The sequence below is a fragment of the Acidovorax sp. genome (genome assembly GCF_046314175.1).
Classification (GTDB): domain Bacteria; phylum Pseudomonadota; class Gammaproteobacteria; order Burkholderiales; family Burkholderiaceae_C; genus Acidovorax.
In genome coordinates, this window is the sequence record NZ_JBKBXG010000095.1 from 1 (window position 1) to 19672 (window position 19672).

At 65.4% G+C, this 19672-nt stretch carries 18 protein-coding genes; 9 read left to right on the forward strand and 9 right to left on the reverse strand.

The window, feature by feature from the left end:
• Positions 1-24: 24 nt before the first annotated feature.
• The 9 genes from ACK4OE_RS21205 to ACK4OE_RS21245 form a co-directional block, all read right to left on the reverse strand.
• Positions 25-906 (reverse strand): LysM peptidoglycan-binding domain-containing protein, encoded by an 882-nt coding sequence (locus ACK4OE_RS21205; protein ID WP_409887819.1) that lies wholly within the window; start codon positions 904-906, stop codon positions 25-27.
• 271 nt (positions 907-1177) lie between these two features.
• On the reverse strand, positions 1178-2443 hold the full coding sequence (locus ACK4OE_RS21210; RefSeq protein WP_409887821.1) for an FAD-dependent oxidoreductase: 1266 nt from the start codon (positions 2441-2443) through the stop codon (positions 1178-1180).
• On the reverse strand, positions 2440-3306 hold the full coding sequence (locus ACK4OE_RS21215; RefSeq protein ID WP_409887823.1) for a DUF3047 domain-containing protein: 867 nt from the start codon (positions 3304-3306) through the stop codon (positions 2440-2442). The genes ACK4OE_RS21210 and ACK4OE_RS21215 overlap by 4 nt, the downstream gene beginning before the upstream one ends.
• Positions 3303-5507: an FAD-dependent oxidoreductase gene (locus ACK4OE_RS21220; protein WP_409887825.1), complete on the reverse strand. Its 2205-nt coding sequence runs from the start codon at positions 5505-5507 to the stop codon at positions 3303-3305. Before ACK4OE_RS21220 ends, ACK4OE_RS21215 begins: the two co-directional genes overlap by 4 nt.
• Positions 5504-6148, reverse strand: coding sequence for a CDP-alcohol phosphatidyltransferase family protein (locus tag ACK4OE_RS21225; RefSeq protein ID WP_409887827.1), 645 nt, complete (start codon positions 6146-6148; stop codon positions 5504-5506). Before ACK4OE_RS21225 ends, ACK4OE_RS21220 begins: the two co-directional genes overlap by 4 nt.
• Complete coding sequence (locus ACK4OE_RS21230) at positions 6138-6830, reverse strand: ATP-binding cassette domain-containing protein (protein WP_409887829.1); 693 nt, start codon at positions 6828-6830, stop codon at positions 6138-6140. The genes ACK4OE_RS21225 and ACK4OE_RS21230 overlap by 11 nt, the downstream gene beginning before the upstream one ends.
• Positions 6827-8476, reverse strand: a complete 1650-nt coding sequence (locus ACK4OE_RS21235; protein ID WP_409887831.1) for an ABC transporter permease — start codon at positions 8474-8476, stop codon at positions 6827-6829. Before ACK4OE_RS21235 ends, ACK4OE_RS21230 begins: the two co-directional genes overlap by 4 nt.
• Positions 8477-8516: 40 nt before the next feature.
• The gene (locus ACK4OE_RS21240) at positions 8517-9773 is read right to left on the reverse strand and encodes an ABC transporter substrate-binding protein (protein ID WP_409887833.1); all 1257 of its coding nucleotides are present in this window, start codon (positions 9771-9773) and stop codon (positions 8517-8519) included.
• Positions 9774-9954: 181 nt separating this feature from the next.
• The gene (locus tag ACK4OE_RS21245) at positions 9955-11184 is read right to left on the reverse strand and encodes a nucleoside recognition domain-containing protein (RefSeq protein WP_409887835.1); all 1230 of its coding nucleotides are present in this window, start codon (positions 11182-11184) and stop codon (positions 9955-9957) included.
• Positions 11185-11434: 250 nt separating this feature from the next.
• Between ACK4OE_RS21245 and ACK4OE_RS21250 the strand changes: the two genes are divergently transcribed.
• From ACK4OE_RS21250 to ACK4OE_RS21290, 9 genes are all read left to right on the forward strand, one after another.
• Positions 11435-12148, forward strand: coding sequence for a YebC/PmpR family DNA-binding transcriptional regulator (locus tag ACK4OE_RS21250; protein WP_409887852.1), 714 nt, complete (start codon positions 11435-11437; stop codon positions 12146-12148).
• Between the two features lie 70 nt (positions 12149-12218).
• A complete protein-coding gene (locus tag ACK4OE_RS21255; RefSeq protein ID WP_409887837.1) occupies positions 12219-12512 on the forward strand; it encodes a J domain-containing protein in 294 nt (97 codons plus the stop codon).
• The gene (locus ACK4OE_RS21260; RefSeq protein ID WP_409887839.1) at positions 12509-13087 is read left to right on the forward strand and encodes a hypothetical protein; all 579 of its coding nucleotides are present in this window, start codon (positions 12509-12511) and stop codon (positions 13085-13087) included. The genes ACK4OE_RS21255 and ACK4OE_RS21260 overlap by 4 nt, the downstream gene beginning before the upstream one ends.
• Positions 13088-13253: 166 nt before the next feature.
• Complete coding sequence (locus ACK4OE_RS21265; protein ID WP_409887841.1) at positions 13254-14021, forward strand: hypothetical protein; 768 nt, start codon at positions 13254-13256, stop codon at positions 14019-14021.
• Between the two features lie 6 nt (positions 14022-14027).
• On the forward strand, positions 14028-15320 hold the full coding sequence (locus tag ACK4OE_RS21270) for a hypothetical protein (protein ID WP_409887843.1): 1293 nt from the start codon (positions 14028-14030) through the stop codon (positions 15318-15320).
• A gap of 130 nt (positions 15321-15450) precedes the next feature.
• On the forward strand, positions 15451-16614 hold the full coding sequence (locus ACK4OE_RS21275; RefSeq protein ID WP_409887844.1) for a GGDEF domain-containing protein: 1164 nt from the start codon (positions 15451-15453) through the stop codon (positions 16612-16614).
• A 173-nt stretch (positions 16615-16787) separates the two neighbouring features.
• Positions 16788-17372 (forward strand): DUF1569 domain-containing protein, encoded by a 585-nt coding sequence (locus ACK4OE_RS21280; protein ID WP_409887846.1) that lies wholly within the window; start codon positions 16788-16790, stop codon positions 17370-17372.
• Between the two features lie 285 nt (positions 17373-17657).
• Positions 17658-18725: an HlyD family secretion protein gene (locus ACK4OE_RS21285; protein WP_409887848.1), complete on the forward strand. Its 1068-nt coding sequence runs from the start codon at positions 17658-17660 to the stop codon at positions 18723-18725.
• Positions 18722-19672, forward strand: a 951-nt coding sequence (locus tag ACK4OE_RS21290) for an ATP-binding cassette domain-containing protein (RefSeq protein ID WP_409887850.1), incomplete at its 3' end; no start/stop codon positions are given. The genes ACK4OE_RS21285 and ACK4OE_RS21290, both read left to right, overlap by 4 nt.

Genomic DNA, 19672 nt, shown 5'->3' on the forward strand with positions numbered 1-19672 from the left:
GTTGACGGGATGAGACGAGGACCATTAGGGAGCGCATGTGACTTCCTTGCCCGCGCGCACCACAGCCATGGCGTGGTCCAGCTTGCGTGCGTAGTTGGGGTCGCCTTCACCGTTGTAGCGGGTCAGGGCCAACTGCGACGTCAGTGGGCGCCAGCCGGTGATCACCCGTTGTATGGAGGCTTTTCTGAAGATCAACTTTTGACCGAGCTGCAGTACCGCAGAGTTGGCATTCATGCGTTGCAGCATGCCCACCGTCGTTCCTTGCTGTTGGGCAATCCTGCTCAGGCTGTCCCCCTTTTTCACGGATGTTTCGAGGATGGCGGGGTCTGAAGATGGAACTTCCTGGTATTCGAAATAGGCCATGCGCATCAGCAGGTAGCCGATCCCTGCCCGGATGTTGTGGGCGGGCATGGTGCGGGCGGAATCCATGGTGAGGCGGCCACGCCATAGTGGCGGCAAGATCAGCTCACCGCCTTCTTCACCCGACAGAAATGCTTTGAGCCCAGGGTCGCCCGCGACGCCGATCTGCATGGGTTTGATGCGCCATTGCTCGTTGCCTGCGCCCGATTCCACCCACAACATCGATTTGATGAAGCGCCAATCTGGCGGAACGTAGTTAGCGACGCCCTGCAAGTGCTGGTTGAACTCGCTAAGAGCGAGCTGGACCTCGCAGTCCCATTGGTTCCAACGGATGTCACCGGGCGCGGCGTTGTTTATGCCTTCTGCCCATTGATTGAATTTGTCTTTTGCTGGGCTTGGGGATGCCATGATTTGGTTTGTTTGGAGTTGCAGGCGGCTGATGGTTTTCAGACGAGCCTTTAGAGGACACGTCTGCGATTGCAGACGAGCGGATCGCATGCTAGACGGAGGAGCGCGGGCATCTGTGGAACAAAACGTGAGATTCACCGTTGTTTTGTATCCGAGCAACTGCCCGTCAGGGTGTCAACTGCACTCTGGCTCTGCGCGCGATTGAGCCGACTCAAGCGATCCCTTTGTTCTCCCAAGCGACATCAATCAAACAGCAAGTTGTCGCATCCCGGACGCTCACCCGGTGAAACAGGGCGTTGAAGCGCATAGTTTGCGGGTGCTTGGATGCTTCTCTATTGATAGCTGCTAGCGCTTTATAGACAAGCGCTAGAGGCTGATTTGGATTGATTTTCTCTTGCGCCGCGGTGCCTCAAGCCTCTGACGCATACCGCGCCACAAATGCACGGTCGATTCGGTCTTTCAGCCACCACGCCCAGGCGCCCTCGGCATGCAACGCGCCCCAGCTGAGGATGGCATGGCGGGTGCCGCACGACAGCAGGTTGAGCGTGCGGGTGGGTGGATGGTGCGGTTTGAGCGGGTGGCCGCTGGCGGCTGCCAACAGGTTGTGGGCCAGGGGCGGGCCAGCGCGCACGGCATAGACGCCACTTTTGGGGTGGGCTGCATCGGCACGCGTTGCGACGTCGCCTGCTGCAAACACGTTGGCGTGGCTGGTGCTTTGCTGAAATGGGTTGACCTGCAGGTGGCCGGTGTCTACCAGCGCCAGGCCACTGCCTTGCAGCCAGCGCGGCGCATGTGTGCCTACGGCCAGCACGGCACCGTCGCAGGCGAGCAGCGAGCCGTCTTCCAGCCGCAGTGCGCCAGGTTGTGCGCCCACGCAGCGCTGGCGCACCACCTGCACCTGCCGCTGAGCCAGCTGGCGCAGCACACGCCGCTGTATGCCGGGCGCGTAGCCTGCAGCCACTTCGCCGCCACCGGTGATGAGCACCAGCTGGATGCGGCTGGCGCTGCCGCTGGAGCCCGCTGCCTGGGGCGCCGCACACAAGCGCTCGTGCGCGGCCATCAGCAGTTCAACGCTGGCGGCGCCGGCACCGATGAACGCCCAGGTGGTGGTCGTAGCGTTGGCGGTAGGGGTGTGGGCGGTTTGGGGCGGTTGTTGGTGGTGTGGGGTTCGACCCGGCTGGCGTTGCTCCACCATGGTTTGCCAACGGTCGATGAAGTCGTCGATGGGCCGCACGGGTAGGGTGTGTTCCAGCGCGCCAGGCATGTCGGCGGCCAGCCGCAAAGGGTCGAACACCGCGCCTGTGTCGAGCGACAGCAGGTCATAGCGCAAGGTCTGCGGCGTTTTCTGGCTGCTGTCTGTGGGCTGCAGGGTGACCTGCGACTGTGCGGCGTCGATGCCGGTGCAAAGCCCCTGTATCCACGTCACCCCCGCAGCGCGCAGCAGGGGTTGCAGTGCGATGCGGCAGGCGTCCAGCGCGTACCGGCCCGCCACATAGCCGGGCACCATGCCGCTGTAGGTTTGCCAGGCGTCGGGTGTGAGCAGGGTCACCTCCAGGTGGGCTGGGCGGTGCTGCGCCAGCATCTGCAACACATGCAGATGGGCATGGCCTGCACCCACCAGCAGCAGGTGTTTGCGAGGCGCCTGGGGCGTGGCCTGCGGGGTGGGGGCTGTCATGGACGTGGGGCGCCGGGCGTTCCGCTGGCGCCACGCTGCTGCCACTGCACCTGCGCCACCCAGCCCAGGCTGCGGCTGCCGGTGTTGTCGCTGTCGGCGCCAATGACCACGGCTTTGACGGGGGGTACCGCGCTGGCGGGTGCGTTGGCGCCGCCAGGCAGCTCGTCACCAAACAACGCGATGAAGTCGTCGGCCACGTTGCGCGACTCAGCCAACCACTGGGCCAGCGGCGAGCTGCGCGTTTGCAGGCTGATGTACCGCACGCGCCGGGTGTAGGGGTTGGCGCCTTGCAAGGGGGTGGCGCTGCCGGTGTCCCACACGTAGCACAGGGTGGCCGCGGGCAGGGCCTCGCCGCTTACGCTGCGGGCCAGGCGCAGAACGGTGCGCTCTACCCAGGGCACCTGGTCTAGCGCATGGTCAAACATCACGCACAGCTTGAGCGCTGCATCGTCGCCCGCCTTGGAGGTGAGGTCTGGCGCGGCGCTGCCACCGCTCAAGGGCTCGTCCAGCCGCCAGCGCCACGCCAGGGTGCCCGCAAGCCCGGCCCAGTCGTGCACCAGCGTGCCGTACGACGAGGCGGTGCGCACCTGCAGTGCGCGCTGTCCGTCGATGGGGGCGATCACAAACTGCGTCATCGGCAGTGCAGCCTGCTTTTTGGGAAAGCCCACGGGCCGCCAGGCGGCTGCGGGCTGGTCGCCGGATGCAGGGGCCACCGGTGCCAGCGGTGCAAATGGCGGTGGTTGAAAAGACGTGGAAGGTGATGAGGCAGCAGGGGCGCCGGGCTGCGCGGCGTGCAGTGCCGGGGTGAGTAAAGCGGTGCTGGAGCAGGCGGCGACCAGCAGGGCGTAGCGCATGGCGTTCATCCGCGTCGCCAGGTGTGATACCGCTGCACCCATGCCAGCAACTGCTGCGGCGCGTGGGCGCGCTTCCATTCGCCTGCCGCGTATTTGTTGGCCTCGGACATCGTGGGGTAGGTGTGGATGGTGCCCAGAATTTTGCCCAGGCCCAGGCCGTGCTTCATGGCCAGCACGTATTCGGCCAGTAGTTCGCTGGCGTGGGGGCCGACGATGGTGACGCCCACAATGCGGTCTTTGCCGGGCGGGGTGAGCACCTTCACAAAGCCCCGGCTGGTGGGCGCAGCGCCTTCCTCGCAAATTTGCCGGTCCAGGTCGTCGATGTCGTAGCGGGTGACTTCTACCTCTATGTTCTGTTCGTGGGCTTCGGCCTCGCTCAGGCCCACCCGCGCCACCTCGGGGTCGGTAAAGGTGGTGCGCGGGATCACGCGGTAGTCCACCTTGAAGCTGCGCAGGCTGCCGAACAGCGCGTTCACCGCCGCATACCAGGCCTGGTGCGATGCCACATGGGTGAACTGGTAGGGGCCCGCCACGTCGCCCACCGCAAAGATGTGCGGAAACAGCGTTTGCAAATAGTCGTTGGTGTCGATGGTGCGCGCTACGGGGATGCCCAGCGCCTCCAGGCCATAGCCAGTCAGCCGCGCTTGCCTGCCTACGGCGCATACCAGTTCGTCAAATTCAATGGCGTGTTCCGATCCGTCTGGCGCTTGCAGCACCAAGGTGCGGCGGGGCGTGCCTTGGGGGTCATTGCCTTCGCCCGCCGACGTTTCGCAACGCAATGCCTTGTGGCCGGTGCGCAGGTCTACACCGTCGGCCACCAGCGCCTGGGTGACCACATCTGCGGCGTCAGCGTCTTCGCGCGGCAGCACGCGGGCGCTGCTTTCCACCAGCGTCACCCCGCAGCCCAGGCGTGCCAGGGCTTGGGCAAGCTCGCAGCCGATGGGGCCGCCGCCCAGCACGGCTACGCGGCGGGGCGGAGTGTCGTATTGCGCAAACCGTTCCCACAGGGTGTCGCTGGTGACATAGCCAGATGCTTCGATGCCGGGCAAGGGCGGCACCACCGGGCTTGCACCAGCTGCAATGACGATGCTGCGCGCCGTCAGCTGCTCTTTGCTGCCGTCTGCCGCAGTGATCTCTACCGCCCAGGGGGAGACAAGGCGGGCGTAGCCCTGGCGCACGTCCACGCCCAGCGCGGTGTAGCGGGCGATGCTGTCGTGCGGTTCGATGGCGCGGATGACGTCCTGGATGCGTTGCATAACCCGCTTGAAGCTGACCCCGGGCGCTGCAGCCTCCAGCCCATAGCGATCGGCGTGGCGCATCTGGTGCGCGACCTTGGCGCTTTTGATGAGGGCCTTGCTGGGCACGCAGCCGTAGTTCAGGCAGTCGCCGCCCATTTTGTGGGCTTCGATCAGCGTGACCTTGGCCTTGACGGCGGCGGCAATGTAGGCTGTGACCAGCCCACCCGCACCCGCGCCAATCACGATGAGGTTGCGGTCAAAGTGCCGGGGGCGTTGCTCCGCCCACGGGGCCAGCACCTTGCGGCGGCGCCAGTGCGCCAGCATCTTCTTGACCAGCCACGGCACCACGGCCAGCAGTGCAAACGAGCCCAGCAACGCGGGCGACAAAATGCCCCGCAATGATTCAATGCGCGCCAGCTGCGTGCCTGCGTTCACAAACACCAGGGTGCCTGCCAGCATGCCCAGCTGGCTCACCCAGAAAAATGTCCAGGTGCGCATGCGCGTGAGGCCCATCAGCAGGTTCAGCACAAAAAACGGAATCACCGGCAGCAGGCGCAGGCTGAACAGATAAAAAGCGCCTTCGCGATCAATGCCTTGGTTGACCTCGGCAAGCCGCTGGCTAAAACGGGCCTCCAGCGAATCGCGGAGCAGGTAGCGCGCGGCCAGCATGGCCAGCGTGGCGCCCAGGGTGGACGCAATGGACACCACCAGCGTGCCCCACCACAGCCCAAACACCGCACCTGCTGCCAGCGTGAGCACCGTGGCGCCCGGCAGCGACAGCGCTGTGGCCGCCACATAGATGGCGCCAAAGCCCAGCATGACCCCGGCGGGCTGGCCTGCATACAGCGCCTGTATGCGCGACTGGCTGCGCTGGATGAAATCGAGCTGCAGGTACTGGCCCAGGTCCAGCACAAAAAATGCGGCGATGCCCAGCACCACCAGCAGGGCTACCGCCGTTTTTTTGATGTTCATGGTGGTGGGGGCGTTTGTGAATAGGGGGTGGGCGCGGGTGCCAGGCTGGTCCAGCCCCAGCGAATGCGCAGCGCAGTGGTGATGGCGCACAGCGCGGCAAAGCCATATGCAATGGGGCCAAACCACTGTGGCCAAAGGCACATGGCGACAAAGGCAGCCAGGGTTTCGGTGGCTTCGGTAAGGCCACCCAGAAAGTAAAAACCCTTGTCGGGAAACGCTTGCGAGCGCAATTGCCGCCGCTCTGCCGCAATGGCAAACGCCAAAAAGCTGCTGCCAGTGCCAATGAACGAAGCCAGCAACACCGCAGCGGGCAGGGCGTTGGCAGCAGGGTGGGCCACGGCAAATGCGAGGGGAATGGAGGCGTAGAACAAGAAATCGAGCGTGATGTCGAGAAACGCACCGCGCTCCGTGGCCTGTGTGGCGCGGGCCACGGCACCGTCCAGGCCGTCCATCAGGCGCGACAGCAGCAGCAACACCAGCCCCACCAGCGGCTGCGACAGCGCAATGGCCGCTGCGGCGGCCAGCCCGGTGCCAAACCCCGCAAAGCTCACCCCATTGGCAGTGCAGCCCCACCGCGCCAGGGTTTGGCCTGCGCGGGCCATGGCAGGGCGTATGCGCGCCTGGATGCTGCTATCGAACATGGTGTGCAGTGTGCTGTAGGGCGGCTTGAAGCACTGTCACCCGCGCCGGGTCGGCAATGTCTGCGGCGTCGTGGGTGACCAGCACGGCGGGTATGTGGCGTGCGCGGATCTGTGCAAACACAAAGGCCCTGAACTGCCCGCGCAGGTCGGCGTCCAGCCGCGAAAAAGGTTCGTCCAGCAGCAGGGCCTGCGGCTGTGCCAGCAGGGCGCGCATCATGGCCACGCGCGAGCGTTGCCCGCCCGAGAGTGTGGCCGGGTCACGCGGGCCAAAGCCTGCCAGGCCTGCGTCGGCCAGCGCGGATTCAACCTGGGCCAGGCGCGCTTTGCGTGCGCCCGGCGGCACGGCAAACAACAGGTTTTCTGCCACGGTCATGTGGGCAAACAGCAAGTCGTCTTGAAACAGCAGGCCCACACCGCGCCGGGCGGTGGTTTGGTGGGTGATGTCCACGCCGTTCAGATGCACCGATCCGCTGAACCGCAGCCCCGCTGCGCCAGTGCCCACGCCCGCATCGGCAGTCTGGCCGATGGTGCCCGCAATGGCGCCAAGCACTGAACTTTTGCCGCTGCCGCTGGCGCCCATCAGCGTCAGCACCTCGCCCGGCGCCACACTGAAGGCCAGGGCCCGCACCACCACCCCGGCCGCTGGGGTGGTGATTTGGTCGATGTGTACGGACAACGTCATCGGGCGACTCTAAACCGGCGCGGGCGTCCGACCCACGCTGCCAGGGCAAAGCCCCCTACGGGCAAGATGAACTGCAGCCATGCGTAGGCGCTGGTCAACGATCGCTGGCCGCCGGAGGCCAGCGTCACGGCCTCGGTTGTCACGGTGGCAAAACGCCCCGCGCCGATGTACAGCGTGGGCACATACTGCGCCACGCTCACCGCAAACCCCACGGCGGCGCTGGCTGCCAGTGCGCGCCGCAACAGGGGCCACTTCACTCGCCACAAAAAGCGCCAAGGCCCGTGGCCCAGGCTGGCACTGACAGTGGCATAGCGCGGATCAAACCCCAGGTAGGCAGGCGACAGGGCCAGCACCACATAGGGCAGCGCGGCCAGCGTGTGGGCCAGTAGCAAGCCGGCCCAGCGCCCCTCCAGGTGGGTGTGCAGCGCCAGGCCGTAGACGCCCAGCACCCACAACACAGCGGGCAGCACCAGGGGCAGGTACAGCAGCGGGCGCATGACGGTATGCCATGTGGGGGGTGCAAGTTCTAGCCAAGCCACTGCCCATGCCAGGGCCAGTGTGCTGGCGCACACCGCCAGGCCCAGTGTGTGGCCCAGGGTGGCGCGGCTGGCCCACACACTGGTCCACGCACCCAGAGACCATTGCTGCGGCCACGCCTGCGGAAACGGCCACACGCCCGCTACGCTGCCCACCGCCAGCGCCAGCAGCACCGCGCCATACAAAGCCAGCAGCGGCCACAACAGGGGCGCTACCGCGAACCGGTGTGCACGGGCGCTGTGCCGGCCCCGCTGGCCCTGGTTGCGCACCCGGGCCCACAGCGGCTTGGCAACAGCGTGGCGCCAGAGCACCGCCACCGCTGCGCTGGCTGCTACCACCAGCGCCAGCAGCCCCCCCGCTGCGGCGCCTTGGGCGTTGGTGGCGGGGTCGGCATCCTGCAGCCATTGCCAGGCCAACACCGCCAGCGGCGGCGGGCTGGCCGGGCCGATCACCAGGGCCATGTCCACCACCGTCAGCCCGTAGGCCAACACCGCAAACAGCGGCCAGGCCATGCGGGGCGCCAGCTGCGGCCACACCACGTGCCAGAAGGCGCGCTGGGGCGAATACCCTAGCGTTTGCGCGATGGTGTGCTCGGCCCCTAGGCGTTGCTGCACATCTCCGCGCAGCAGCTGGGTGGCGGCGGTCCACAGCAAAAACGGCAGCTCCTTGGCCACCAGTGCTGCCACCAGCCCCAGGCCCCACGGGTCTTGCACGGTGGGCCATGGGGGCGGCCACGCCAGGCCGGTGAGCCATGGCGACACCAGGCGCAACAGCCAGCCGCTGGGCGACAGCAAAAACACCAGCCCAATGGCAAACGCTGCATGCGGCGTTGCCAGCATCACGGGCATGGCTTTGAGTGTGCGCGCGAGTGAGCGGCGCACAAACCCTTGCGACAGCAACACCGCACAGGCCAGCCACGCCAGCGCTGTAGACGCCAGCCCTGTCCACAGGCTGTAGCCCAGCGCCGGGCGTGTGAGGGGGTGATGCGCCAGCGCCTGCCATGCAGCGCCGTCGGCCACGGCCAGCAGGGCCCAACCCGCCGCTGCCGCCAGGGGCAGTGCCACCATCAGGAACAGCCCTGCGGCAAAGAAGGTGCGCGGGCGAGGCACTGCGGGCAGCTAATTGAACAGCGTAGAAAGGCGGTAGCGCCTACCGGGCGTAACGCTGCGCCCAGGCTTTTTCCAGCGCGTCTACCCACGATGCGTGGGGTTCGGGCAACGTGGGCGCTGTGGTCGCCACTTGCCCTGGCATGGCGGTGGCGCTGAACAGGGCGCGGTCTGTGGGCGGCAGCGCGGCCACGTTCAGCACCGTGGGGTCGCCCCACTGGCGAATGTCGGCCTTGCGCGCCTGTGCTGCTGGCGACAGCAAGAAGTTGGCCACCACCTGCGCTCCCGCCTTGGCTCGGGCGTTGTAGGGGATGGCGACAAAGTGCGTGTTACCGATGGAGCCCTTGGCAAACTGCCAGCTGACCACCGTGGCAGGCAGGCGCTGCGCTGCGATCTCGTTGGCAGCCTCGTTGGGGTTGAAGGTCCAGGCCAGCAGCAGTTCGCCGTCGGCCATCATTTGGCGAATGGCGGCGGCGTTCTGCGGAAACTGTTTGCCGCCCCGCCACAGAGCGGGGTGCAGTGTGTCCAGAAACTTCCACAGCGGGGCGGTTTGCTGATCCAGCGCGGCGGCCGTGACCGGTTCGCGCAGCGCGGCGGGGTTGGACGACAGCTCGCTGAGCGCCTGCTTCAAAAACGTGGTGCCATGAAAATCCGGCGGGCGCGGGTAGCTGATGCGCCCGGGCTGGCGTTGCGCCAGGGCCAGCAGTTCGGCCATGTTCTGGGGCCGTTCGGGCAGGCGCTGGCTGTCTGCAAACGCGGTGAACTGGGCCATGCCCCAGGGGGCTTCCATGCCGTCGGTAGGAATGGATGCATCAATGCGTGTGGTGGGTTTGCCCGCCAAGTCTACATACTGAAAATTCGGCAATGTTTCTGCAAACGGGCCGAACAGCAATGCTTCGCGCTTCATCTGCGCAAAGTTTTCTCCGTTGATCCACACCAGGTCCACTGTGCCTTCAACGTCTTTACGCCCTGCAGCTTTCTCGGCGCGCACGCGTTTGACGACATCTGCTGTGTCGGCGATCTTCACGTGCTCCAGCTTCACGCCGTACTGCGCTGCCAGCTGCGCGGTGGCCCACTGCAAATAGGCATTGATGCGCTCGCTGCCCGCCCAGGCGTTGAAAAATACCGTCTGCCCCCGCGCGGCGCGCTCGGTGTCGGCCCAGGCTGCGGGGGTGGGTGGGGTTGACAGCTGTGCGAAGGCGGGTAGCGACAACGCTGCGCTGGCGGCGCCAAGCATGGTCAGGGCGTGGCGGCGGGTGTAGATGGGGTTGGCGCGATGGGGGCGGGACTGCAGGGGCACAGGGACATCCTCAAGTTAAAAAGGATAGCTGCTAGCGCTTGTGGGATAAGCGCTAGAGGCCAATTTGACTCATATTTTTAGTTGGGGCGCAACCATTCTCTGCGGTTTGGGGCGGGGCAGGGCTAAAGCCCGCTGTTTCACTTGCAGTCAAGTGGGGCTTCAGGCTTCCCCGTGGGCGGCTTCATCCGAAGAACCAGTAACACACCGCAATGGCCGCCACCACACCGGCGAACTCCGCCAGCAAGGCGCAGCCCACCGCGTGGCGTGCGCGCTGGATGCCCACGGCGCCAAAGTACACGGCCAGCACGTAAAACGTGGTTTCGGTGCTGCCCTGCACGGTGGCAGCTGCCAGCGCGGCAAAGCTGTCTACGCCCTGGGTCTGCATGGTCTCGATCAGCATGGCGCGGGCGGCGCTGCCTGAAAACGGCTTGACCAGGGCGGTGGGCAGGGCGTCTACAAACCGGGTGTCGGCGCCCACCAGCTCCACACACCAGCGGATGCCGTCCAGTACGTAGCCCAGCGCGCCCGAGGCGCGAAACACGCCCACCGCGCACAGCATGGCCACCAGGTAGGGCAGCAGGCTTTTCGCCACGTCAAAACCTTCGCGGGCACCGTCGATGAAGGCCTCGTACACGGGCACCTTGCGCCACGCGCCCAGGGTGACGAACAGCACGATCAGCGAAAACAGCGTGAGGTTGCCCAGTAAGGAGGACAACTGCGCCAGCGCCGCCGCGCTGAGTGTGGTCAGCAGCGCCATGAAGCCGCCCAGCGCCAGCGCCACCGGCAGCAGGTAGGCCAGCACCACGGGGCTCCACAGGGGCAGGCGCTGCACCACCGCCACGCTGAGCAGGCCCACCAGGGTGGATGCCGATGTGGCCAGCAGGATGGGCAAGAAGACCAAAGTCGGGTCGGCCGCGCCCTGCTGCATGCGGTACATGAAGATGGTGACCGGCAGCAGCGTGAGCGACGAGGCGTTGAGCACCAGGAACAAGATCTGCGCATTGGTCGCAGTGTCGGGCTGGGGGTTCAGCTCTTGCAGGGCCTTCATGGCCTTGAGGCCGATGGGCGTGGCGGCGTTGTCCAGGCCGAGGGCGTTGGCGGCAAAATTCAGCGTCATCAACCCCAGCGCGGGGTGGCCGCTGGGCACTTCGGGCATCAGCCGCCTGAAAAGCGGCGCCAGCCAGCGGGCCAGCGCATCCACAATGCCCGCCTTTTCAGCAATGCGCAAAAAGCCCAGCCACAGGGTGAGCGTGCCAAACAGCAGCACCATTACCTCGACGGACAGCTTGGCCATGGCAAACAGCGACTCGACCATGGCCGCGAACACCTGCGCGTTGCCGCCCACCAGCCACTGCGCCAGCCCCGCCACGGCCGCCGCCACAAAAAAGCCCAGCCACAGGGTGTTGAGCATCAGTGGTCGTGCGCGACGGCGCTTGGCGGGGTTGGGTGCATGGCTGCGAGGTTACATGCCCCAGCCCTGGCGTCGTCTTGGGGCGTGGTGACAAGGCAACGGCGCGGTCAGTGGTACCCTATAGGGTTCGGTTCGGACATGCACAGAGGCTTTTTTAATGGCTTGCGGTGCCTGAATGGGCCGCCTACCTACCTACACATACCTACCGAAGGGCGCCCCAGCGCGCCGCAACTCCAAGAAAGACATCACCATGGGCGCGCAGTGGAAAGCAAAAGGCAAGGCACAGGTCGCTGATGCCAGAGGCAAGCTGTTTGGCAAGCTGGTCAAGGAAATCACCGTGGCCGCACGCGGCGGTGCGGACCCGGCCAGCAATGCCCGCCTGCGCCTGGTGGTAGAGCAGGCCCGCAAGGCGTCGATGCCCAAGGACACGCTGGAGCGCGCCATCAAGAAGGGCTCCGGCACCGGTGCCGACGCTGTGAACTACGAGCGCGTGATCTACGAAGGCTATGCGCCTCACCAAGTGGCAGTGATGGTCGAGTGCCTGACCGACAACGTCAAACGCACGGCGCCTGAGATGCGCGTGCTGTTCCGCAAGGGCCAACTGGGCACCTCGGGCTCGGTGGCTTGGGACTTTGACCATGTCGGCATGATCGAGGCCGAGCCTGCCGTGGCCGGCGCAGACCCCGAAGAGGCCGCCATCGAAGCCGGTGCGCAGGACTGCGAAGCGGGCGATGAAGCCGGTACCACCACCTTCTGGACGGACCCCGCTGAACTGGACGTGGTCAGCCGTGCGTTGCCTGCCCACGGTTTCAATGTGCTGTCGGTCAAGCTGGGCTACAAGCCCAAAAATCCGGTGGACCCTGCGAGCCTCAGCGCTGAGCAGCTGGAAGAAGTCGAGAGCTTTCTCGCTGCCATCGACGGCAATGACGATGTGCAGAACGTGTTTGTGAGCCTGGGCGGTTGATGCGGGGCCTGCACACACGCCAGAGCGGTTGCCATCACATGTTGGCCGCCGCTGTTTTGACAGTTTGCCCATGAACGCTGATCACTACGGTGCCCTGGGGCTCGCGGCCAATGCGTCGCTGGCGGACATCAAGAAGGCCTTTCGCCATAAGGCGTCGTTCTATCACCCCGACCGCAACGACGCCCCCGACGCTGCCCAGCGCTTTCAGGCGGTGCAAAAAGCCTACGAGGTGTTGTCGGACGAATCCGCCCGCCAGGCCTACGACGACAACCGCCGCCGCAACCTGCTGGACGACCCGCTGCAAACTGCACAAGACATCTGGCAAACCTATTCCACGCGCATTTTGACGACGACCACACCTTGAAAATCTCTCCCTATTTTTACGACCTCCGCTCCGCCTACCAGGCCGAACTGGACGACCTGGTTTCCGATTCCGAAGGCAAGGATGTGCTGCGCAAGCGCCTTTCAGAAAAGCGCAACGAGATTGCCTTTCTGGTCCAGATGATGGAGCTGGCGCCTGAAATGGTGGCTGTGGTCTTCCACCAAGGCTTTCGTTTTACCAAGCCGAGCGCCATGGAGCACCTGCTGGGCTTGCCTGTGGATGAGTTGCCCGACTGGCACAGCCTCACGCATGCCATCACGTTGGAGCCTTGGGCTGCCAGCCTGGCACAAACCGTGCTGCGCGAGCCACAAGGCGCCCGTTTCATGGCCGTGGCTGCCGGGTTGGAATACCTGCAGCAGCATGCCCGCCTGGCCCCGCAGGCCGCTTCGCATGCAGAAGGCGACGGCGATGCGGACGATGGCGAAGACGCCGCAGAACATGAAGACGGCTACGACGCGCTGAGCGCCGATGACGCCGCGGATCCGAAGAACAGCCGAGGCCGTGAAGAGGCCAGTTCGAACTGGCTGTCGGATGTCGGGTTTGACAGGAAGGACTAGAGCACGCTAGCCCCCCTGAGTCGCTTCGCGCCTTCCCCCCGAGGGGGGACGCCTCCGGTGGACCGGCAGAGCCGGTTCCACGGTGGCGCTGACCCTGGCGAGCGCCAGTTTCATGCGCCAGCGGCCAGCCCAAGCTTTTCCACACTCTCATCTGCGAGCACTGACCATGACCGACACCAGCAAGAACACCCATCTAGCCCTCATCACCAAAACCACCAGCCTCATTGCTGCAGGCGACATCGTGGGTGCTGAGTCGGCGTTGGCCGAGCTGGCTGATACCGACGGCGACAAGGCGCTGATGGTGGTGCTCGATCAGTTGGCACCCAAGGACATCCTGGCGGTGATGCGCGAGTACGACGAGTCCAAGGCGTCCGTGGTCAACATGCTCGTTACGCCCGAGCAGTTCGCGCGGGCCATGGTGCTGGAAAAGCAGTACAAGGACCTCACCCACACGCACTTGCGCAGCATGGTCAACGCCGTCATCTTTCGCGACGATGCAGACCCGGTGGAGTTTCTCAACGCCATTGGCGACCTGGACGGCGGCGCTGAGGCGCTGGCGAACTACTTTGCCGAAAAATGGAGCCGCATCGAGGCCTTTGCCCGCACGGGCACCTTTGACGCGGTTGAAGACTACGGCCTGACGTTGACGGACGACGAGCTGCTGGCGTCTGGTTACGTGCAGCCCCGCATCGACCAGGACGAGGTGGCCGACCGCGACTGGATGCAGATGGCCTGGCTGCTGCGCTATGAGTGCCGCGACCTGTTCATCGAAACGCTGCTGGTGCTGCGTGCCAAGGCCCGTGCCTTTGACCTGGGGCTGGAGGAGGGCGATGAGCCCGCCGAGGACGACGACGGCAAGTTCGAGACCAGTGAAACCGATCGCGGCAAGGCCACCCCTGCCGCGCGTGCTTCCGACGAAGAATCGGCAATCTGACGCGCAATGAGTAGCAGCCCCCGCACCCATCAGGAATTTGCTGAGCAAGCCCCTTCGTCAGCGCTTTCGCTCCACGACGCCCGCCCGTTCTTTGAAAAGGCGCTGGCCTATGGCGTGCAGCATGGCGTGATTGGTGCCGAAAAGCTTGCCGCCATCAACGCTGATGCGCCCAAGGGCATGGTGCAAATTGCGCGCTACTTTGGCAGCGAGTTTTTGCGGCCAGAGCTGGAAAAAGCGCGCGACCGCATGGTCAACCTCATCAGCCTTTACCTTCTGGACACCACCAGTGGTGATCTGCACCAGGCCGCCGTCTCGCTGCGCGACCATTCGTTGTTGTCACGCTCCAAAGGTGGCTCGGACATGCTCAAGCGCCTGATTGCGATGCCCGAGAGCAGCAACTTTGGCATGGCCGGGTATGCCGATGCCGAAACGCCGCTGCTGGCCGTGTGGTCGCTGCGCAGCCACGCCGACTACCAAGCCGAGCTGGCGCGCCGCACACACATCGCGCAGGCGATTGAGGCCGCGCAGTGGCTGGCCGAGCAATACGACCTGGACGCTGACGAGCTGGAGGCCGCAGGCGCCGACGCAGAGGCGGTCATCCGCACGGGCATGCTCATGCAGGCACTGGCGCCCCAGGCGATGGGCCTGGGCGAATGGCCGAACGCCGCAGCGTTTGAAAAACTGCTGATGGCCCTGCGCAAGAAGAAGGAGACAACGCCCACCGCACTGCGCCTGCCCGCCGGTGTGCCCGCAGCGCTGCGTGAGGTCATGCTGGCCCAGTGCGCCGCCGTGCAGGCCGACATCCCCCGCCTGCTAGATGCCGCCACGCCGCTGCGCACACTGCTGCGGCCCACCGGCAGCTTTCGGGCCCGGTACTTTCTGCTGGACGACCCACTGGCCGAGGTGGACAACTACCACCGCAGCCTTGATGCACTGGAGGAGGGCGACGAGCCGCCGTTGCCTGCCAGCAAGACCTGGACAAAAACCACCCAGGGCAACGATGACGAGCATTCGTTGTTGACGCTGTTCCTGTGCCTGGCGGCGGGTGCTCCCAAAAAGACACTGCTCACCGAAAAGACCGCCGCCAGCCTCATCCGCAAGATCCGCAAGACGGGCATACAACCCGAGCTGGCGGCAGACTTTATTCGCAAGCATGCCGCAGGCGCGTACCAGCAGGACTACATCACCCTGTGGACGGACTTTGTGCAGGACGCTGAAAAGACATTGACCAGCGACCGCGACTACCAGATGCACGATGCGCTGGCGCTGCTGCGTCGGGAGTGCAACGTGGTGGCGTGAGCGTTTGGCTTGGCCAAGACACGTGCGTTGTGCCCTGCCATTTCGTTAAGTGCCCGGTTAACATCGACCCCGCCCCGCCAGCCGCTCCTTCCCTGTGCACAGCCCCACACTCCTCATACTCGCAGCCGTATTGACGGCACTGATCACCGCGGTGCTCTATGCCGTGTGGTTCTTCAACAAGAACATCCCGGGGCTGCGCCTGTGGATGCTGGCGTTTCTTTTGGGGTCTGTTTTCAGTGTCAGCTTGTTGACGCGTGACATGCTGCCCGAAGTCGTCGCCGTGGCGATATCGCAGGGGTCCATTTCTACGGCGGCGTACCTGAGCCTGCTGGCCAGCCGCATGTACATGGGGCGACGACCCCTGTCACACCGCTATGCAGTGGCGGGTATCGGCGCGTTGATCGCGCTGTCGCTTTATTTCACGGTAGTGCAGCCGCATCTTGGTATGCGTTTTTTGCTTGCGGGGTTGGGGCCGGCCATCGGCTTTCTGCTCACGGCGCGCACACTGGCGCATGGAGGTGTGCGCCGCGTACCCGCGCGTTATCTGTTTGCGCTGGTTGTCGGCTTGCATGGGGTGTTTTTGCTGCTGCGACCGGCGCTGTTCAAGTTGAGCGCGGTCACCTCGACAGGGCAGGTCGATACCAATCTGGTGCAACTGCTTTCGCAATTTGTGGTGCTGGAGGGCATTGTGGCCGTGGTGCTGATGGGGTTTGGCGCGCTTGTCCTCGCTAACGAGTACATCACCAGCGAGTTGCGCCACTTGGCCGAGGTCGATCCGCTCACCAATGTCTTCAACCGCCGCGCGTTTCTGACCTTGCTGGACAAGGCCATCAGCAGTGCCCAGCGTACCCAGTCGGATTTGCCCGTCCTGGTGATGGACCTGGACCACTTCAAGAAGATCAACGACACTTGGGGCCACCGTGCGGGTGACGATGTGCTGCGCCACTTTGTGATGCTGGCCAACCGTTGCCTGCGCAAGGAAGACGTGATGGGTCGCCTGGGGGGCGAAGAGTTCGCTATTTTTCTGTCCAACGCCGGTGGCGGCGGCGCCATTGCCGTGGCAGAGAGACTGCGCGCGCTGGTAGAGGCGCAGCCTCTGGCCACCGATCGCCGCCCGATCCAGCTGACCGTGAGCGTGGGCGTCACCCTGTGCGCCAGTGGCGACACAGCAGACATGGCCCTGCAGCGGGCTGACGAGGCCATGTACCTTGCCAAGGAGCGTGGCCGCAACCGGGTGGAGATGCTGGTCAAGCCTGCCGTGCCAGACTTGGCCCTTGCAGCAACGGCTGGTTGAGCAACCCCTGAGGATGTGTCGGCTGCACGACCTTCGTGCAGCGGCCGCAGGCGCTGGGTGTCACACAATGCCCAAGGCCCTCATCCCAATCTGCAACCCGTCAGTACCTTATGCCAGCGAACCCCAACCGCAGCAACCCAGGCCTTAGCGCTGGTCCGCGCGCCACGTCTGAAGTGTCTTCCTCAACATCGGACACCCCGCGCCGCGCATTCCTGAAATCGGGCACAGGGCTGACCGTTGTCGGTGTGTCCGCAGTTGCTGGGGTGGGCTACCTGCTGCACCGCCCCGGCAATGACCGGCAGCTGGTCTTTGGCACCTTGACCGATGCCATGAAAGAGGTTGAGCGTCTTGCGGGCGCTGCGGTTAAGCCGCTGGTGCCTGCCACCGCATGGAACTGGTCGCAGACGCTGGAGCACTGCGCGCAGAGCATCGAGTTCTCGCTGCAGGGCTTTCCATCTTCCAAATCGGCACTGTTCCAGAACACCCTGGGCGCGGCGGCTTTCAACGTGTTTGCCATGCGCGGCCGCATGAGTCACAACCTGACTGAGCCGATCCCCGGCGCGCCAGAGCTGGATGCCTCCACGTCCGACGCGACAGTGGCCCTGGCGCGGCTGCGCAACGCTGTGCACAACTTCGCTACCCACGCCGGTCCGCTGCACCCGCATTTTGCATACGGGGCGTTGAGCCATGCGCAGTATGAGAAGGCGCATGCCATGCATTTGGCCAACCACCTGTCGGCGTTTGACGTGCAGGGCTGAGCCGCGCTGAGCGGTACTTGCGTGGTTGCGCGGCGTAGACCGTGCAGGCCTTCGCAGTCCTGGTTAGATTGCTATTAATATGATAGCTATTAGCGCTTTATCAGTAAGCGCTAGAGCCTGTTTTGACTGTATTTTTTGCTATCCCACTGTGCCCAGGACCCGAGAGCGGCGCAGACTTCGGGCGGTGATTGATGCAGGTCAAGAGACGGCGTGCTGCAGCTGGGGTGAGCGTGGGCTGCAAAGCTACCATCGATTGAGGGGCCAAAGCGCCCACAAGGATGGACCATGAGAAAGCAATGGAAGGTGGCTGCGGCCCTGGCCGTGGTGGTGCTGTCGGGATGCCTGCTGCTCTACTGGGCACCCTGGCAGGCCCAAGGGCCAGGCCCCGGTTTTGTGAGCGGCAACGGCCGCATTGAGGCCACCGAGATCGCCGTGGCCACCAAGCTGGCGGGCCGCGTGCTGGATGTGCTCGCTGCCGAGGGCGACTTCGTCAAAGCCGGCCAACCCCTGGCCCGCATGCAGATCGACAGCTTGCAGGCCCAGCGCGAAGAGGCCGTGGCCCGCCTGCAGCAGGCGCAGTTGGCCATCAGCAGCGCCCAGGTGCAGGTGGCCCAGCGCGAGAGCGATTACCAGGCCACGCTGGCCGTGGTCGCACAGCGCGAGAGCGACCTCGACACCGCGCGCCGCCGCCTGCCGCGCTCCGAGCAACTGGCGCGCGAAGGCTTTTTCTCCAGCCAGTTGCTCGACGATGACCGCGCCAAGGTGCGCAGCCAGCAGGCCGCTGTGACGGCTGCCAAGGCCCAGGCCAAGGCCGCGCAGGCGGGCATTGGCGCATCGCGTACACAGGTGACCAGTGCCGAGGCCAACGTGCGTGCGCTGCAGGCCACGCTGGCGCGCATTGATGTGGAGCTGTCCGACAGCGAGCTCAAGGCGCCGCGCGACGGCCGCGTGCAGTTCCGCGTGGTGCAGCCCGGCGAGGTGGTGGGCGCGGGTGCGCGGGTGCTGCAGCTGGTGGACCTGACCGATGTGTACATGACCTTCTTCTTGCCCGAGACGGTGGCGGGCCGCGTGGCGCTGGGCAGCGAGGTGCGCATCGTGCTCGATGCCGCGCCGGGCTTTGTGATTCCTGCAGAAGTCTCGTTTGTCGCCAGCACCGCGCAGTTCACCCCCAAGACGGTAGAGACGGCCAGCGAGCGCCAGAAGCTCATGTTCCGCGTGCGCGCGCAGGTCGACAAGGCGCTGCTGCTGCGCCACCAGGAGCAGGTCAAGACCGGCCTGCCCGGTGTGGCCTGGTTGCGGGTGGACCCTGCAGTGGAGTGGCCCGCAGAACTCGCCGTCAAGGCCGGGCAGTGAACCCCTCTGACAGCGTGGCACCTGTGGCCCGCCTGCGTGGCGTGGGCCAGCGCTACGGGCGCACGGTGGCGCTCGATGGCATCGACCTGGAGGTGGCCGCAGGCCGCATGGTGGGCCTGATCGGGCCGGACGGTGTGGGCAAGTCCAGTCTGCTGGCGCTGGTGGCGGGCGCGCGGGCGGTGCAGCAGGGCACTGTGGAGGTGCTGGGCGGCGACATGGACAAGAGCCGCCACCGCAGCCGCGTGTGCCCCCGCATCGCCTACATGCCGCAAGGGCTGGGTAAGAACCTGTACCCCACGCTGTCAGTAGAAGAGAACCTGCAGTTCTTTGGTCGCCTGTTCGGGCACGACGCGGCCGAGCGGCGCCGCCGGATTGATGAACTCACGCGCAGCACGGGGCTGTACCCGTTTCTGGCGCGGCCTGCGGGCAAGCTCTCGGGCGGCATGAAGCAAAAGCTGGCCCTGTGCTGCGCGCTCATCCACGACCCCGACCTGCTCATCCTGGACGAGCCCACCACCGGCGTGGACCCGCTGGCGCGCGCCCAGTTCTGGGACCTTATCGGCCGCATCCGCGCCGCGCGGCCGGGCATGAGCGTGATCGTGGCCACGGCCTACATGGAAGAGGCGCAGCGTTTTGAATGGCTGGTGGCCATGGACGAAGGGCGCATTCTGGCCACCGGCACGCCTGCCGAGCTGATGGCCCGCACCGGCCACGATGCGCTGGAGCAGGCCTTTGTGGCCCTGCTGCCCGAGGCCAAGCGCCGGGGCCACCAGGCGGTGCAGATTCCGCCGCTGGACCGGTCGCAGGCCCACGATGCCGCCAACGTCGCCATCGAGGCGCGCGACCTGACCATGCGTTTTGGTGACTTTGTGGCGGTGGACCATGTGAGCTTTCGCATCCAGCGCGGCGAGATCTTTGGCTTTCTGGGCAGCAACGGCTGCGGCAAG

Bases quoted from the DNA above. Each gene is read 5' to 3' on its own strand.
- ACK4OE_RS21210 (WP_409887821.1), bottom strand. From the start codon at position 2,443: ATGACAGCCCCCACCCCGCAGGCCACGCCCCAGGCGCCTCGCAAACAC.
- ACK4OE_RS21215 (WP_409887823.1), bottom strand. From the start codon at position 3,306: ATGAACGCCATGCGCTACGCCCTGCTGGTCGCCGCCTGCTCCAGCACC.
- ACK4OE_RS21220 (WP_409887825.1), bottom strand. From the start codon at position 5,507: ATGAACATCAAAAAAACGGCGGTAGCCCTGCTGGTGGTGCTGGGCATC.
- ACK4OE_RS21225 (WP_409887827.1), bottom strand. From the start codon at position 6,148: ATGTTCGATAGCAGCATCCAGGCGCGCATACGCCCTGCCATGGCCCGC.
- ACK4OE_RS21230 (WP_409887829.1), bottom strand. From the start codon at position 6,830: ATGACGTTGTCCGTACACATCGACCAAATCACCACCCCAGCGGCCGGG.
- ACK4OE_RS21245 (WP_409887835.1), bottom strand. From the start codon at position 11,184: ATGCTCAACACCCTGTGGCTGGGCTTTTTTGTGGCGGCGGCCGTGGCG.
- ACK4OE_RS21250 (WP_409887852.1), top strand. From the start codon at position 11,435: ATGGGCGCGCAGTGGAAAGCAAAAGGCAAGGCACAGGTCGCTGATGCC.
- ACK4OE_RS21255 (WP_409887837.1), top strand. From the start codon at position 12,219: ATGAACGCTGATCACTACGGTGCCCTGGGGCTCGCGGCCAATGCGTCG.
- ACK4OE_RS21265 (WP_409887841.1), top strand. From the start codon at position 13,254: ATGACCGACACCAGCAAGAACACCCATCTAGCCCTCATCACCAAAACC.
- ACK4OE_RS21270 (WP_409887843.1), top strand. From the start codon at position 14,028: ATGAGTAGCAGCCCCCGCACCCATCAGGAATTTGCTGAGCAAGCCCCT.
- ACK4OE_RS21285 (WP_409887848.1), top strand. From the start codon at position 17,658: ATGAGAAAGCAATGGAAGGTGGCTGCGGCCCTGGCCGTGGTGGTGCTG.